A 14867-nucleotide genomic window follows, 5' to 3' on the forward strand; every position below is an offset into this window, starting at 1 on the left:
GCTCTACGATCTCTACGATGAGGCACAATACTCCTCTCTTTCTTAGGGTGGCAACATCCATCTGCGGTTGCCTGTATCCTCTACCTTTGGAGCCGAATCAAGACATGCAACCCCCTGTCGCCCGCCGCGAGCCGCATCCCACCAACATCCACGGACAAACACTCGAAGACGATTACTTCTGGCTCCGTAACAAGGACTCAGAAGAGGTGATCGATTACCTGAAGGCCGAGAACGCCTACACCCATGCCTTCATGGAGCCCACCAAGGGGCTGCAGGACAAGCTCTATCGCGAGATGCTGTCGCACATCAAGGAGACCGATGTTTCGGTTCCCTATCTCGCGAATGGGTACTTCTATTACACCCGCACGGTTGAAGGGCTGCAGTACCCCATCTACTGCCGCAAGCCATCCCCTGCTCCGGGCGATCCGAACGCCGTCTACAACGACGATGTCGCGGAGCAGATCATCCTTGACGTCAATGAACTGGCCAAAGACCAGCCCTTCATGGCCATTGGAGGCCTTGCGGTCTCGCCGGATAATACGCTGCTTGCCTATTCGACTGACAATACCGGCTTCCGCCAATACACGCTGCATATCCGCTCTCTCGTCACGGGAGAAGACCTTCCGGATACTGCGCCGCGCACCGGCTCTCTGGTGTGGGCCGACGATTCGAAGACGCTCTTCTACACCCTCGAAGACGAACAGACCAAGCGACACTATCGCCTTTACCGTCACACGCTGGGAGAGGATACGGCCAAAGACGCCGTGATCTTTGAAGAGACGGACGAGCGTTTCAACCTCGGCGCCGGACGCAGTCGTGACCGAAAGTACATCTTCATCGAGTCCGGCAGTCACACGACAACCGAGGTGCGGTTTGCGCCTGCCTCCAACCCGGCAACGTTCACGCTGCTGGCTCCGCGCATCAACGATCAGGAGTACTACACCGACCATCGCAACGGTCGTTTCTATATCCGGGTGAATGACACAGGCAAGAACTTCCGCCTGGTTTCAGCAGACGTGAATGCTCCCGGACGCGAGCATTGGATCGAAGAGCTCCCTGAGGATGCAGAGTATCCGCTCGAAGACTTCGATCTCTTCCGCGACTTTGCGGTCGCCTCCGACCGCGTGCTCGGCTTGCCTCGACTTCGCGTCTTCGGCTGGAGTGGCGACAAGCTGACATCCGCCTCGGAAGAAGTGACCTTCCCGGAGCCGACCTACTCCGCGGGGCTGCACGTCAATGCGGAGTTTGCTGCGGCTACCTTCCGCTACAGCTATCAGTCGCTGGTCTCGCCTTCTTCGGTCTACAGCTACGATGTCCTTACACATTCCTCCACACTGTTGAAGCAACAGGAGGTTCCGGGCGGTTTCGACCGTTCCCGTTATGCCTCTGAGCGCATCTGGGCCACGGCATCTGACGGTACAAAGATCCCTGTCTCGCTGGTCTATCGTCGTGATGAGTTCGTCCGCAATGGCGAGAATCCGCTTTACGTCTACGGCTACGGTTCCTACGGTTACGCACTGCCGGTTGGCTTCAACCCGAACCGTCTTTCTCTGCTTGATCGCGGCCTGGTACTGGCCTACGCACATATCCGCGGAGGCGGCGATCTTGGCGACAAGTGGCACGACGCCGGCAAGATGCAGGTAAAGATGAATACCTTCACCGACTTCATCGCAGCCACCGAGTATCTTGTAGCTGAGGGCTATGGTGATCCAAAACGAGTGGCCATCGAAGGCGGCTCCGCGGGCGGCCTGCTGATGGGCGCGGTCACCAATCTTCGTTCTGATCTCTTCAGCGTTGTGCTGTCGCATGTGCCCTTCGTCGATGCGATGAACACCATGCTGGATGACTCGCTCCCGCTCACCGTTGGTGAGTATGAGGAGTGGGGCAATCCGAACGAGCCGGAGGCGTTCGCCACCATGCACGCCTATTCGCCGTACGACAACCTGAAGCCGGGCGACTACCCGGCAACACTGGTGAAAACCAGCCTGAACGATTCGCAGGTGATGTACTGGGAACCGGCCAAATATATCGCCAAGCTGCGCACCCTGAAGAATAACGGCACTCCGCTTCTGCTTGAGACCAATATGGACGCGGGCCATGGAGGAGCTTCAGGCCGTTATGACTACCTGAAGGAGATCGCCTTCGATTACGCCTTCCTGCTGACTCAGTTAGGAGTTGAAAAACCATAATGAGAAAGAGAGCACTCTTTACGGTGGCTGCGGCTGCCATGATCTCCATGACCACACACGGCCAAACACCACAGACACCTCACAAATGGGCCATCGTCATCCACGGGGGCGCCGGCGTCATCGAACGCAAGAACATGACGCCCGAGGCGGAAAAGGCCTACCGCGCGGCTCTCGACAAGGTGCTGCAGACCGGCGCGGATGTGCTGGCTAAAGGCGGATCTTCCCTCGATGCCATTGAAGCCTCCATCAAACTGATGGAAGACGATCCGTTGTTTAACGCCGGACGCGGCGCAGTCTTTACCGCTGCCGGACGCAACGAACTGGACGCTGCCATCATGGACGGCAAGACCCTGAACGCAGGCGCAGTCGCCGAAGTCACCCGGACACGGCACCCTATCTCGCTCGCGCGCGCGGTCATGGAGAAGTCGCCGCACGTCATGCTGATTGGCAACGGAGCAGACGAGTTCGCCGCCGAGCGAGGCCTGGAGCAGGTTGACCCCAGCTACTTCTTCACCGAGCGCCGTTGGCAGCAGCTTGTAAAAGCGCTCAAGGCCAAGGGCAAACCGATTCCTCCGCGCCCGGCAGGCGCTCCTTCCGAACCAAAGGAACCGATCTCTTTCTTACAACCCGATGAGCTGCCTGCTGCGGCGTGGCCCGATGAAAGCCAGACTCACAAATACGGGACCGTCGGCGTCGTCGCTCTCGACCGGGACGGCAATGTAGCTGCCGGCACCTCCACAGGAGGCACAACGGCGAAGCTCTATGGCCGCGTCGGCGATTCGCCCATTATCGGGGCGGGTACGTACGCCTCCAATGAGAGCTGCGCTGTTTCTGCCACAGGCACCGGCGAGTATTTCATCCGCCTCACAGTCGCCCGCGAGATCTGCGCGCTTGTTCAGTACAAGGGAATGAGGTTGCAGGCCGCGGCCGACGAGGTAATTCAGAAGCGCCTTACAGCGCTTAAGGGTGATGGAGGCATCATTGCCGTCACACCCGATGGACAACTTGCATGGAGCTTCAATACGCCGGGGATGTACCGCGCCAGACTGGCAGAAGGCGGCAAGGCGCAGGTCAGCATCTATCACGACGAACCATAAGGGTTCGGGGATTTCAAAAAGCAGAAGAGGGGGCAAAATGCCCCCTCTTCTGCTTTGTAACCGTTGGTCTTTGACTATGCCTTAGCTTCTTCTTCCAGCTTGTCGCCTTCGCCGGGAGCCAGGAACATATTCATCTCTACGCCGTGCTGCCGTGTGTAAAGCTCGTAGTAGCGTCCGCCCATTGCCAGCAGTTCCTCATGGCGTCCACGCTCCCGGATGCGGCCTTGTTCCACCACCAGAATCTGATCTGCCCTGCGAATGGTTGAGAGCCGGTGAGCGATGACGAAGGTGGTGCGTCCTCGCATCAGGTAGTTCAGGCCTTCCTGGATCAGCGCCTCGCTCTCCGAATCAAGCGAACTGGTCGCTTCATCCAGAATCAGGATGCGAGGATCCGCAAGGATGGCGCGAGCGATGGAGAGCCGCTGCCTCTGGCCTCCGCTCAGTTTCACGCCGCGCTCGCCGACGATGGTTTCATAGCCTTCCGGGAAGCGCTCCACAAACTCATCCACGCGCGCGATGCGGCAAGCTTCTCTCCACTGCTCTTCCGTAGCTTCCGGACGTGAGAACAGCACGTTTTCACGCACAGTACCATCAAAGAGGAAGGTTTCCTGCAGAACCACGCCAAGCTGCGACCGATAGCTGCTCAGCTTTACATCTGCCAGATCCACGCCGTCCACGACGACCCGGCCCTGCTGTGCAGTGTGGAAGGCACATACCAGGCTGATGATGGTTGACTTGCCGGAACCGGACGAGCCCACCAGCGCCGTCGAGGTCCCGGGCCTGGCCACGAAGTCGATATCGTGCAGCACAGGTTTGCCTTCTTCATACTCAAAGCTGACGTGTTCAAAGCGGACATCCCCACGCAACGTTCCCAGCTCCGCCTTGCGCTTCGAGCCTGCATCTTCGGTCAGCTCCGCCAGCACTTCATTGGTCCGATCCAGGCCGGCTGCGGCTTCCGTCAACTGCGTTCCAATCGAAACCAGTTGCACCATGGGAGCGATCATGAAGGTCAGGAACATGGTGTATTCCACGTATCCACCAACGGTCAGGCGCCCCGCCGTATGCTCCCTGCCGCCGAGGTACATCACCAGGCCGCCGACCACGCCCAGCACCATCGTGCTCGATAATGTCATCATCGACTGGGCCCGCAGCGAGCTCAGCACGTTCGTCAGTAATCGCTGGACGCCACCCGCAAAGACATTCGCCTCACTCTCCTCGGCGTGATATCCCTTGACGACCCGGACGCCGCCTAACGACTCAGTCAGGCGTCCTGTCACCTCTGCAGAGATAGCTCCGCGCTGCCGGAAGATGGGACGGATCGTCTTGAAGGCACGCATCAGGATCACCGCAAAGATCAGCAGGATCGAGAAGGTCAGAAGCGTCATCCGCGTGCTCAGGCGGATGAGCACGACAAATGCAATCGACGCTGTCAGCAGTCCGCCGACAAACTCCACCAGCCCCGTGCCGATGATGTTGCGAACGCCTTCCACGTCGGTCATGATGCGCGAGACCAGCACACCCGTACGATTACGGTCATAAAACTCCACAGGGAGCCGGCCGATATGCTCCTGCACCTTCCGCCGCAGCTCAGCGATAAGCTTCTGGCCTTCTGTCGAGAGCAACTGCGATAGAGCATAGGTTGTGATGCCCTGGATCATGGTCGCAGCAGCGACCATAGCGATGATCTTCGGCAACAACGATGACTGCCCGTGGTACATCACGTTGTCGATCAGGTAGCGAGAGGAAGCGGGAAGCACTAAACCGCAGGCACGGTTGACGATCATCAACAGAAAGCTGCCGACCACCAGACCGAGCCGTGGTCGAAACAGCGCCCATACCTGCGGCAGTACTTTCTTCAGAGGAGGCTTTGGCCTCTTCTCTCCTCCGGGAGGGGTCTTATGACTGCGGATCGGCCGGTCGCCGGCGTGCATCCGCGGTGCTCCTAATGACGACGACATTCCGCCCATATTTCGCTCCACTCCGCTATTGCCGCAGTAGTCCACACCAGCCACGGCCGTACCTCAGAAAATCGACGTTATGCTACCCGTGCGCGGCGCGCAGCGATGAACGACCGCACACACAGCAGCGTGTAAATCAGGCAGATCACTGCCATCAGAACCTCTTCACGAACTGCCAACGGACGAAGGATCGGACCGGACAGGTAGGCCTTCAGGGCGCGAATGGCCGGAAACAGGAAGCCCAGCAGACCGATAGTGACCGCGATATGCATGACGATCATGCGCATCTTTGCGTCTTCCGTACGGGCGACCATTCCCAGGATCGCCAACGCAATCCCGAACCATGCCGGGATAAGTGCAGTAAACGCGGTGTGTCCAGTGATCCAGAAGAAGATCACTCCAAGCAGAATCAGCAACACACCAAACCGAATTGTTACATTTGCCATCAACGTTTCCTCTCAGGCCGCACGGGCCAGTTCTTTCATCCGCGCTGCGACCTGCGCAGCCGTCCAGTCATTCCCCGGAAACCACTCGGCCACACGTCCGCTTTTATCCACGACTACCGTAGATAACGAATGAGTGAGCGATTTATTGTCGTCCGAAGTCACTCCCAGGTCGAAAAACTCCTCCATGGGCCGCAGATCGCTCTGCAAAGGCACTGCAAACTCCCAGTGCCGGAAGTCCGTCTTCCCGGCATAGATTTCGCCGTAGCTCTTCAGCACCTTCGGTGAATCGAAGGCCGGATCGAAGCTAATGCTCAGCAGGTGCGTCCCTGACGCCGCATCCTTATCCGTTGCGAGCGTCTTCTCGATCTCCGCAAAGTTGCGGCTCATCTTCGGGCAGTAGTCATCCAACGGGCAGCGCGTATAGACAAAGGTGATCAACAGAACCCGGCCCTGGAACTCATTCAGGTGAATCGCCTTCCCGTTCTGATTGGTCAGCTTGAAGTCCGGGACGACGTCGCCTTTCGCGGGCGCATGAAACTGCATTGTCGGTTTGTAGTCCGGTTTCCCCTGGGCGATTACGACAATCTGATCGAGCTTGGCGTTCTTGTAGACCTCGCCGTCGTACTCGACAAAGAGCTTTGCCGTAATCCGGTCCCCCGGATGAAGCTCCTTCAGTACCGCCGAATCTTTCACCTTGTACGGCATGATCATGGCTTCCATAAAGCCTGGAATGGCTTCATGATCCAGCGTCACCTCGCTGCGGGCGGGATTCGTCTCGATCACCTTACCGCGAACATCAAACGTCTTCGTCGTGCTCGGAGGTTGGGGGGGCTTTTTGCACCCAGCCATGCAGACCACGACAGCCAGCAGGATCGCAAAAGAAATCTTTCTCACACCCTCATGATAGTCCTCGGCCCCTGCCATCCCGCGTGACACACTGGAGAGGTGCGCTCGAGAGCCCAGGCACCGTCACTTCCGCTGCTCGCCTATGGATTTCTGCTGACCGGCCTGGGTACGGCTCTATTGGGTCCCATCCTTCCCCTGCTTGCAGCCAGGCACCATCTGTCGGACGCCTCCATCGGCCTGCTGCCGTTGGCGCAGTTTCTGGGGGCTACCGTCGGCGGCATGACAGTCTTTCGCCGGCCGCAATACAGCTTCGGAACCGGAGCCTTCGCCGCAGCGGCCGGGCTTGCTCTCTTTGCGATTGCACCTGCTCTCCCGATGCTCATGGCCGTGCTCTTTGGCGGAGCCTGGGGTATCGGCCAGATGATCGCTTCCTCCAATGTGATTACAGGCTCACGCTATACGCAGAATCGCGCCTCCGCTCTCACATTGCTCAATGCCCTGTTCAGCGCCGGTGCGTTGCTGTCGCCGCTGTTCGCCTCCTGGCTTACACCTCACATGCGGCTGCGATCGATGCTGTTGGGTTTCGCGGCTCTCTTCGCGATTGCGGCGCTGCTGTTTGCTTTCGAACGCAGCCGGACCCCGATCGACGTTCCAGAAAACACCTCCGCGGCCGCTTCGGACGTTCCGCCGGTTGGTCTTCATCTGTTCCTTTTCTTTGCCCTTCTGCTTGCCCTGTACGGAGCGTATGAGAGCAGCTTCAACGTCTGGCTTACGACCTACATGCTCCGCTATGGAGGGCGTTCGCTTTCTGAAAGCCAGGCCGTGACCTCCGTGTTCTGGATCGCCCTCGCCTGCGCCCGTCCCCTCTCGTCAGCCGTCCTTCTGCGTCTGAAGGACACGCTCCTGCAGCGTCTTGCGCTGGTGGCGCTGGTGATCAGTACACTGGCGCTGCTCTTCGCTCACACTGCTGTCGAAATCACCGTCGTGGCCGTCATTCTGGGGCTTTCGCTCGGTCCGGTCTTTCCCGTGACCTTCGCCCTCATCCTCGGCCGCAAACCTTCTCCACGGCAGGCAGGTGTCATCCTTGCCGCCTCCGGCCTGGGAGCCGCCCTTCTGCCATGGCTTATGGGAGTTCTCTCACGGCAGTCGGACTCGCTGCGTACGGCATTCCTGCTTCCGCTTGCCGTCGCTGTGGGCCTGTTGATCTTCTCGTTCCGCCTCAGCCGTTCAGCACAATAGCGAGCTATCGGCTGCCGGCAGACAGCTCCCCTGAGATCTCCGCCTCACGCGCAGCCTCCACGTCCTCGATACGGAAGACATGTGTTTCCTTCGGAGGCTCGAACCGTCCCGACCCCAGATACGCGGCAACGATGCCCGCCGTTAACTCCGGATGCAGGAATGCCAGCGGAACCAGATATTTCTTAGACTTCACCAGCGATTCGGCAACTCCGTTCACGCGGGTACTGCGAGGGATATCGCCAGGCACCTGCGGAATGACGAAGGTAGTCAGATCCAGCTCATCGTGTTTGCGGGCGTACTTCACGAAGGATTTCGCAATCTGCTTCGGCGTGGTGATGCCGCCATCCGCCAGAATATTGCGGTGAACCGCCTTCGGGAAGTACAGATTCAGCAGCTTGCGCGAGAAGTCGGCACAGTTCTGAAACAGCAGGTTGAAGTGGCTGCGATTGTGGCCTTCGTTGTAAGCCGTAATCAGCTCCGCATCCTGCGCAGCCGTCGTTCTTACCTGGAAGCCGTAGATCTTGCGGTCGTACGAAGATCCCACCATCTGGATCCAGTCGCCTTCCGGGGTGCTTCCATCCGCCTCATCCGGCACAATCTCACGCAGGTGGCGACGCCGGTACGCATCCCGAAGATCCGTCTCTAGCTGTGCTGTCGCAGCCAACGGGATGTCGCTTCTGTCTTCCACGGCGTACAGGTATGGAATCAAAGGAATGGCTACCCAGTCGTAGTGATTGACCTTGTAATAGCGGCTGATCACCACTCCCAGCTCGCCAGGCGCGCATGTCCGCAGGCTGACCGGAGTCTCGGCGCAGACATGGTCAAGATATATGGCAGCGTGGCCCGTCGGATTCATCTCTCCGAACCGGCCGAAAGGTTCCTCCACGAGCAGTGCGACACTGCCCTGCGCGGCAAAAGAGGCAAAAAACAGTGCCGCATATATTCCCCAACGGAAAAGTCTCCCAAACCCAAATAAGCTCATCAGTCCCGTATTTATTTCGATGCAACTTAAACAACCTGTTTACGGCTTCTTAAGGCTTCAACCGCCACAACAGAAAAAAGTCGCGACGGGATTGGTTGCTCACATTGCCTGCGATAGAGCATTTTTCCTGTAGATGTCGCGCGGGCTTCCGCATCTATGGGCGTTTTCCGCAATGAAAACGCCACAGCACACCCTTCCGGGATACCCAGCAACAGGGAAAATGCTCTAATGATTATTGTGAGCGAAGTTATTGTGCAAGAACGGGTTATCACGCTTGCGATTACCGGCGCCAGTGGTGCGATCTTCGCACGTCTTGCGCTTAAGATGCTGGATACCGACGCCCGCGTTCGCCGCATCCATCTGGTTGCATCGGATGCGGCTCTCCGCGTTTTTGCCGAAGAGCTGCAACTTGCCGGTCGCGCCCAACTCGTGGAACGGCTTCTTGGCCGAAGCTCAGACAAGATCGTGCATCACGGACAGGACGACATAGGAGCAGCGATCGCCAGTGGAAGTCATCTTAGTCACGGCATGATTGTGCTTCCCTGTTCCATGGGTACCTTGGCAGGCATCGCCAACGGCCTTGCCTCTAACCTGATTGAGCGCGCGGCGGATGTCATGCTGAAAGAGCGCCGTCCACTGGTGCTGTGTGTGCGTGAGACGCCTTTCAACCGCATCCATCTACGGAATATGCAGCTTGCGGCAGAGGCCGGTGCGACCATCTATCCCGTTATTCCGACCTTCTATAACCATCCTCAGAGCGTCGAGGATATCGCTCGCAACTTTGTTCATCGAGTTCTGGCGCATATCGATCTGCCACAGGCCGGGGCGTATGAATGGAAGCCGGAAGACTAAGTAGTGGTTTCGCTTCGTGCAGCCATACTTCCTACGCGAACGACTCTTCAAAAGAGATCGGCGCCAGTGATTGGGACAGTAAAAGCCGGGCCCATGTCCCCGAGGGACGAGGGGCACCCAGTGCATGGGTTGTTCGAGATTGGTTGATTCCCTTCGAGCAACCAGGAACTAACAACCAGCAACTCGCTTTACTTCGGCCATTCCCTGCGGCCGCCGGCAGTTGCAGGCTCTGACGCGAGGAATTCCTTCGTCGCTGCAAAGACTGGTACGGGGCACTCGCGGGGAGCCAGATGTCCGCAGCCATCCACGATCTCCAGCCGCGCCTGCGGCACCAGTTGCTGTAACCGCTCTCCGGTCGCGGGCGGAATCAGACGATCCATCTCTCCCCACACGACCAGCATGGGCATCTTCAAGCCGCTCAAGCGGAAGTCCATCAACTCGCGTCCGATGGTCATCGCGTGAATACTCCGCTGCGTCACCCATCCATTCTCGGCGGCACGCCGTACAACATCACGGGATACGAAGTCCGGCAGGCGTGTCGGCACCGGCTCCAAAACGCGCAGCAGCTCGGTTACCTCGTCGATGCTCTTCGGCGTGAAGTTGTCGAACGAGAAGTCCACCTGGAAGTAGAGACCGGCGGTGTCATACAACACCAGACGCCGAATGCGCTGCGGATAATCGACCGCCAGACGCATGCTTACCCAGCCACCCATCGACCAGCCGATCACGTCCGGCTGTGCCAGGTGCATAGCGTCCATGAACTGAGCCACCATCTTCTCTTCTTCAGCGATGGAGTAGTCGGAGCCCTGGGGCTTTGCAGACCGGCCGTAGCCCAGCAGATCAGGCGCGTAGACGTGATATCCCTCACCGGCGAACCTAGGCATCAACTCAGCCCAGTCCTCGACGCGGCTTCCCAGTCCGTGAACCAGCAATAGCTGCTTCCCGTTCACAGGCCCGGCTTCGACGTAGTGAATCCGGTGACCGTCAAGCTCGATGTAATGGCTGCTTACGCCCTGCCGCCACATCTTGTAGCGCAGCAATTGATCGCTCACCCACAGGGGCCGTAGATAAAACACTGCACCAGCGACGAGAACCACCAGCAGAAAACTTCCAAGGATGCGTAAGAACCAGCTCTTCATCAGGTCAGTTGAACCCCAGCTTGCGGCAGAGACTGTCGACCCGTGCCTTTACCTCTGACGGCATTTCCAGCATCTCCGGCCATTCGCGGGTGAAGCCTTCGGCGGCCCACTTCCGTGTTGCGTCGATGCCCATCTTGCTGCCGTAGTTCGGCAGACGCGATGCGTGATCCAGAGAGTCCAGCGGCCCCAGTGTGAACTGGATATCGCGCTCCGGATCGATGTTGTTGGTTACGCGTAGCGTCACTTCGGCCAGATCCTGCACATCGCAGTCCTCATCTACCACGATCACGATCTTGGTGAACATTGCCTGCCCCATCGACCAGATGGCGTTCATCACCTTGCGCGCCTGTCCGGCGTAGCTCTTCTTGATGGAGACGATCATCAGGTTATGGAAGACACCCTCCGGCGGCAGATTCACATCCACAATCTCCGGACAGGTCAGCTTCATCAAAGGCAGGAAGATACGCTCCACCGCCTTCCCCATCCATGCATCTTCCATTGGAGGCTTGCCCACTATCGTGGCAGCATACACGGGGTCTCTGCGATGCGTGATGCACGTAATGTGAAAAACGGGATATTCGTCCTTCATGGTGTAGAAGCCAGTGTGATCGCCGAAGGGGCCTTCGGTACGCAACTCCGTCAGATCGACATAGCCTTCCAACGCGATCTCCGCATGCGCCGGCACCTCCAGATCGACCGTCTCGCACTTCACCAGTTCCAGCGGCTGCTGCCGCAGGAAGCCAGAGATCAGATACTCCTCCACCTCAGGCGGAGCGGGCACAATCGCGGCGAAGGTCGTCGCCGGATCGGCGCCAATTGCTACCGCGACCTCCATCCGGCTGCCGCGAATCTTCGTCAGCACCTGCTGCGGCACGCTGCTTATATCGGCCGCGGCTGCCGTTCCCCCCTGCGTCAGGGCCATCACGTTCACCGCATCGGTGCTATTACCGGCAGCCTCACGCAGGACCTCCCGCAGGTGCTCCGCGGCGTTCTTCTGCCGCTGCCAGTGCATGCCGGTCGTCTGACCGTCGTAGACCTGCATGCGATACATACCCAGGTTGCGCTTACCGCTCTTCGGATCTTTCGTCGTTACCAGCGGCAGCGTAATAAAACGCCCTCCGTCCTGCGGCCAGGTCTTCAACACCGGAAACTCAAGGACGTCGAAGTTCTCGCGCCGGATCACCTCTTTGCACGACGCGTCCTTATTGCTGACGACTTTGGGGAAGAACCGGCCGACCTCTGCCAGCTTGGGCAGCATCTTCAGCTTGTCCATCAGGCCACCGGGCATTGGCGGATGCAGCAGCTCCTCAATGCGTCCTGCGACTTCGTCGAGCGAGTTCACGCCCAGCGCCATCATCATGCGGCGTTCTGAACCGAACTGGTTCATCAGGACGCGGCTTCCTGAGTATCCCTTCACGTTCTCGAAGAGAAGCGCCGGACCATCGCTTTTGACCGCACGGTCGGCGATCTCGGCCATATCAAGAATCGGATCGACCTGCTCGCGGATCCGCACGAGTTCCCCAGCCTGCTCCAACGCCTTGATCCAATCCCGCAAATCCCGAAATGCCACTCGACTCTCCTTACCACCCCTTATCCTACCCTGCGCTACGCTGGAGGCATGCTCCTTCAGCCAGCCTTGCGTGACGATATTCCGGCCATCTGCGCGATTGAGTCGCTCTATCCCGCATACATCACCGTGCAGCCGGCGGAACAACACCTTGCCGCCCTCGATGACCCGAATCTCGCTTACCTTGTTGCGCGTGACGCGGACGGCAGCGTTGCAGGATACGTGATCATGGCCGGACGTCGTTCACTGCACCACATCATCGAGCTGCGCCGTATCGCAGTAGGCAATCCGAGCCAGCGTCTGGGCCGTCCGATGCTGCTTGAAGCCATGCGGCTCGCCTTCCGCAAGTATGGTGCGCATCGGCTATGGCTGGATGTCGCCGAAGATAACGAACGTGCACACGCGCTCTACCGTTCCGCCGGCTTCCAGAAGGAAGGCGTTCTGCGAGAAGCCCACTATCACGACGGGAACTATAGCTCGTTGGTGCTGATGTCGATGCTGGAACAGGAATACAAGGAACAAGAAGGCAAGGAACAAACTTAGATCCGACAGTGTCTAAGGCAGCGTACGCATTCCTCGCTGGATGCGCACTCACTTGAAGGAGAGTGCCATCATGCTTGAGTCTGCCCTGATCGAATCCACAGGACGCATTCACACCGCCCGCCGCTACACCGCCATCGCCTCGATTGGTCTCCAGCTAGTTATCGGAGCAGCTTGCATTACCTATCCGCTGCTCTACCCAGAAGCACTTCCAAAGTCGGCGATCACACCGCTGCCCCTTCAGCCGCCGATGCTTACCAAAGCGCCTCAGGTCGTTACCCAGGCAGCAGCCAGAACCGTAACTCAATCGACGCCTCTGATAGATCGCACATTTACGGTCCCACGGCAGATACCAACGACCATTGATACAACCCCAGATCCAGATGTGGCAAAGATCGGGATTCCTGACATGAACATGGCCTCCGGAAATACAAACGATGTCATCGGAGCGCTCCTTCGCAACGCAGGCCCGGTACCTTCCGTTGTCAGCGTCACACCAAAACCCAAGGCGGCCATGCCGCGTGTCACGGAGGGCGTTACACGCGGCCTTCTGCTGAAGTCCATCACTCCTGTCTATCCAGCTATCGCCCGCGCGGCGGGTGTCCGGGGCACAGTTGTCGTTACGGCGGTGATCTCGAAGTCGGGAGCAATCGAGAGCCTGCAGGTGGTCAGCGGCCCTGAAATGCTACGCGGCGCCGCCCTTGATGCCATCCGCGCTGCACGCTACCGGCCCTATCTTCTGAACGGCGAACCTACGGAAGTACAGACCACCATCACGATCAACTTCATCATGGGCGGCTAGAAAAGCAGTTGCTCGATAGGTATCGGTAGCGAAGCAGATTTCTCCGCTTCGCTACGAAATGACAAAAAGTTTGTTGGAACCGACAATGCTGACGAACAACCAGCAACCAGCAACTAGAATCAGGCGCTCACCGCAAGCTTTGACCCGGTGGAAGCCGGCTCGACGTACTCTTCCAGGGGGTATCCGGCCTGCTTCCACCCGTCAAAGCCGCCCTTCAGAGGTCTTACGCGGTAGATGCCCAGCTTGTGCAGCCGCAGCGCCACCTTCGCGCTGGTCTCCTCGCTCGGACAGGTGCAGTACAGCACCACATCCCGGTCGCGCGGAATTTGGTCGTGCTGCTTCTCCAGCTCTGCCGGCTGAATGCGGACGGCGCCCGGCAGGACCCGAGGGTCCGGGAGGTAGTCCAGCGGATGCCGCAGATCCACGATGAACGGCGCTACAGTTCCGTCTTCCAACGCTGTATCGATCATCTTTTTCAGCTCAGAAGCGTCCAGACGGAGTTCGCGCACGCTCAAAAGGAACTTGCGCTGCCGCCAGATCTTCTGCACAAGGAAGCCGATGACAAGCAGAACGAACAGAACCCCTGCGAACCGTCCCATCCAGTGGAAGAAAGCTGCGTTCCTTTTGGCGATATCGCCAAAGAACCTACCTGCGAAGATATATGCGCTTCCCCAGATCAGTGCCCCAAGCCCATCCATGACCAGGAACTTCGGATAAGACATGCCGGTTTGCCCGGCAACAGGAGGGGCGAGGGTATTCAAACCCGGCACGAACTTGGCGAACAGCAGGGTTACGCCGCCGCGGCGGCCAAAATATCCCTCGGTCTTCTTGACGCAGGCGCTCGCCTCCAGGCTCAACCGGCAGACCAGCTTTACGACCTTGCCGCCGAACCGGCGTCCCAACCACCACCAGACAGAGTCCGCCAGAAGACACGCTACGACCACTGCCGCCAGAGAGAAGGAGGCGTGTAGCTTGTGAGCAGCCGAAAGGGTTCCCACCGTAAGCAGAGCGGGCGTCGTCGGAATAGGAATGCCGAGCTGCTCCAGCAGGACCCACGTAAACAAAATCACGTAGGCGTACTGCACAAAGAACTCGATGGCGATAGGCATGAAAGTGGCCCCGGAGGAGGTTACATCCTAACTCACTAGATGTATGGATGGGTAAAGAAGGTGCAAAGCAGCAAAAAGAGCCTGCCCCGCCAGGGACAGGC

At 58.6% G+C, this 14867-nt stretch carries 13 protein-coding genes; 6 read left to right on the plus strand and 7 right to left on the minus strand.

The features are described from left to right. The first annotated feature begins 104 nt into the window (after nt 1-104). Together FTW19_RS16820 and FTW19_RS16825 are read left to right on the plus strand one after the other, a co-directional pair. On the plus strand, nt 105-2189 hold the full coding sequence (locus tag FTW19_RS16820) for a S9 family peptidase (RefSeq protein WP_246153351.1): 2085 nt from the start codon (nt 105-107) through the stop codon (nt 2187-2189). Then, nucleotides 2189-3286 carry an isoaspartyl peptidase/L-asparaginase family protein gene (locus tag FTW19_RS16825; RefSeq protein ID WP_147648705.1) on the plus strand — a complete coding sequence of 366 codons (1098 nt, stop codon included), beginning with the start codon at nt 2189-2191 and terminating at the stop codon, nt 3284-3286. Before FTW19_RS16820 ends, FTW19_RS16825 begins: the two co-directional genes overlap by 1 nt. A gap of 74 nt (nt 3287-3360) precedes the next feature. On the opposite strand, the gene FTW19_RS16830 is transcribed toward FTW19_RS16825, so the two are convergent. The 3 genes from FTW19_RS16830 to FTW19_RS16840 form a co-directional block, all read right to left on the minus strand. Continuing rightward, nucleotides 3361-5244 carry an ABC transporter ATP-binding protein gene (locus FTW19_RS16830; RefSeq protein ID WP_147648706.1) on the minus strand — a complete coding sequence of 628 codons (1884 nt, stop codon included), beginning with the start codon at nt 5242-5244 and terminating at the stop codon, nt 3361-3363. Between the two features lie 77 nt (nt 5245-5321). Further along, nucleotides 5322-5690 carry a hypothetical protein gene (locus tag FTW19_RS16835; RefSeq protein WP_147648707.1) on the minus strand — a complete coding sequence of 123 codons (369 nt, stop codon included), beginning with the start codon at nt 5688-5690 and terminating at the stop codon, nt 5322-5324. Between the two features lie 12 nt (nt 5691-5702). Beyond that, a complete protein-coding gene (locus FTW19_RS16840) occupies nt 5703-6584 on the minus strand; it encodes an SCO family protein (RefSeq protein ID WP_246153352.1) in 882 nt (293 codons plus the stop codon). Between the two features lie 51 nt (nt 6585-6635). Between FTW19_RS16840 and FTW19_RS16845 the strand changes: the two genes are divergently transcribed. Next, nucleotides 6636-7775 (plus strand): MFS transporter, encoded by a 1140-nt coding sequence (locus FTW19_RS16845; protein ID WP_147648708.1) that lies wholly within the window; start codon nt 6636-6638, stop codon nt 7773-7775. Nucleotides 7776-7779: 4 nt separating this feature from the next. Here the strand turns inward: FTW19_RS16845 and FTW19_RS16850 are convergent, their stop codons facing one another. After that, nucleotides 7780-8631, minus strand: a complete 852-nt coding sequence (locus FTW19_RS16850; RefSeq protein WP_246153353.1) for a hypothetical protein — start codon at nt 8629-8631, stop codon at nt 7780-7782. 354 nt (nt 8632-8985) lie between these two features. On the opposite strand from FTW19_RS16850, the gene FTW19_RS16855 reads away from it, so the two are divergent. After that, nucleotides 8986-9609 (plus strand): UbiX family flavin prenyltransferase, encoded by a 624-nt coding sequence (locus FTW19_RS16855; RefSeq protein WP_147648709.1) that lies wholly within the window; start codon nt 8986-8988, stop codon nt 9607-9609. Nucleotides 9610-9797: 188 nt separating this feature from the next. On the opposite strand, the gene FTW19_RS16860 is transcribed toward FTW19_RS16855, so the two are convergent. Continuing rightward, complete coding sequence (locus FTW19_RS16860; protein ID WP_147648710.1) at nt 9798-10748, minus strand: alpha/beta fold hydrolase; 951 nt, start codon at nt 10746-10748, stop codon at nt 9798-9800. A gap of 4 nt (nt 10749-10752) precedes the next feature. Continuing rightward, nucleotides 10753-12318 carry a UbiD family decarboxylase gene (locus FTW19_RS16865; RefSeq protein ID WP_147648711.1) on the minus strand — a complete coding sequence of 522 codons (1566 nt, stop codon included), beginning with the start codon at nt 12316-12318 and terminating at the stop codon, nt 10753-10755. Between the two features lie 48 nt (nt 12319-12366). Here FTW19_RS16865 and FTW19_RS16870 point away from each other — a divergent pair, with 48 nt between their 5' ends. Then, nucleotides 12367-12858 carry a GNAT family N-acetyltransferase gene (locus tag FTW19_RS16870; RefSeq protein WP_147648712.1) on the plus strand — a complete coding sequence of 164 codons (492 nt, stop codon included), beginning with the start codon at nt 12367-12369 and terminating at the stop codon, nt 12856-12858. A 70-nt stretch (nt 12859-12928) separates the two neighbouring features. Continuing rightward, nucleotides 12929-13657: an energy transducer TonB gene (locus FTW19_RS16875; protein ID WP_187143017.1), complete on the plus strand. Its 729-nt coding sequence runs from the start codon at nt 12929-12931 to the stop codon at nt 13655-13657. A gap of 119 nt (nt 13658-13776) precedes the next feature. On the opposite strand, the gene FTW19_RS16880 is transcribed toward FTW19_RS16875, so the two are convergent. Continuing rightward, complete coding sequence (locus FTW19_RS16880; protein WP_147648714.1) at nt 13777-14766, minus strand: VTT domain-containing protein; 990 nt, start codon at nt 14764-14766, stop codon at nt 13777-13779. Nucleotides 14767-14867 lie beyond the last annotated feature (101 nt).

Source organism: Terriglobus albidus, assembly GCF_008000815.1.
Lineage (GTDB): Bacteria > Acidobacteriota > Terriglobia > Terriglobales > Acidobacteriaceae > Terriglobus > Terriglobus albidus_A.

Coding starts and splice junctions, on each gene's coding strand:
- FTW19_RS16820 (WP_246153351.1), top strand. CDS start 105: ATGCAACCCCCTGTCGCCCGCCGCGAGCCGCATCCCACCAACATCCAC.
- FTW19_RS16825 (WP_147648705.1), top strand. CDS start 2,189: ATGAGAAAGAGAGCACTCTTTACGGTGGCTGCGGCTGCCATGATCTCC.
- FTW19_RS16830 (WP_147648706.1), bottom strand. CDS start 5,244: ATGTCGTCGTCATTAGGAGCACCGCGGATGCACGCCGGCGACCGGCCG.
- FTW19_RS16835 (WP_147648707.1), bottom strand. CDS start 5,690: ATGGCAAATGTAACAATTCGGTTTGGTGTGTTGCTGATTCTGCTTGGA.
- FTW19_RS16850 (WP_246153353.1), bottom strand. CDS start 8,631: ATGAATCCGACGGGCCACGCTGCCATATATCTTGACCATGTCTGCGCC.
- FTW19_RS16855 (WP_147648709.1), top strand. CDS start 8,986: ATGATTATTGTGAGCGAAGTTATTGTGCAAGAACGGGTTATCACGCTT.
- FTW19_RS16860 (WP_147648710.1), bottom strand. CDS start 10,748: ATGAAGAGCTGGTTCTTACGCATCCTTGGAAGTTTTCTGCTGGTGGTT.
- FTW19_RS16870 (WP_147648712.1), top strand. CDS start 12,367: ATGCTCCTTCAGCCAGCCTTGCGTGACGATATTCCGGCCATCTGCGCG.
- FTW19_RS16875 (WP_187143017.1), top strand. CDS start 12,929: ATGCTTGAGTCTGCCCTGATCGAATCCACAGGACGCATTCACACCGCC.
- FTW19_RS16880 (WP_147648714.1), bottom strand. CDS start 14,766: ATGCCTATCGCCATCGAGTTCTTTGTGCAGTACGCCTACGTGATTTTG.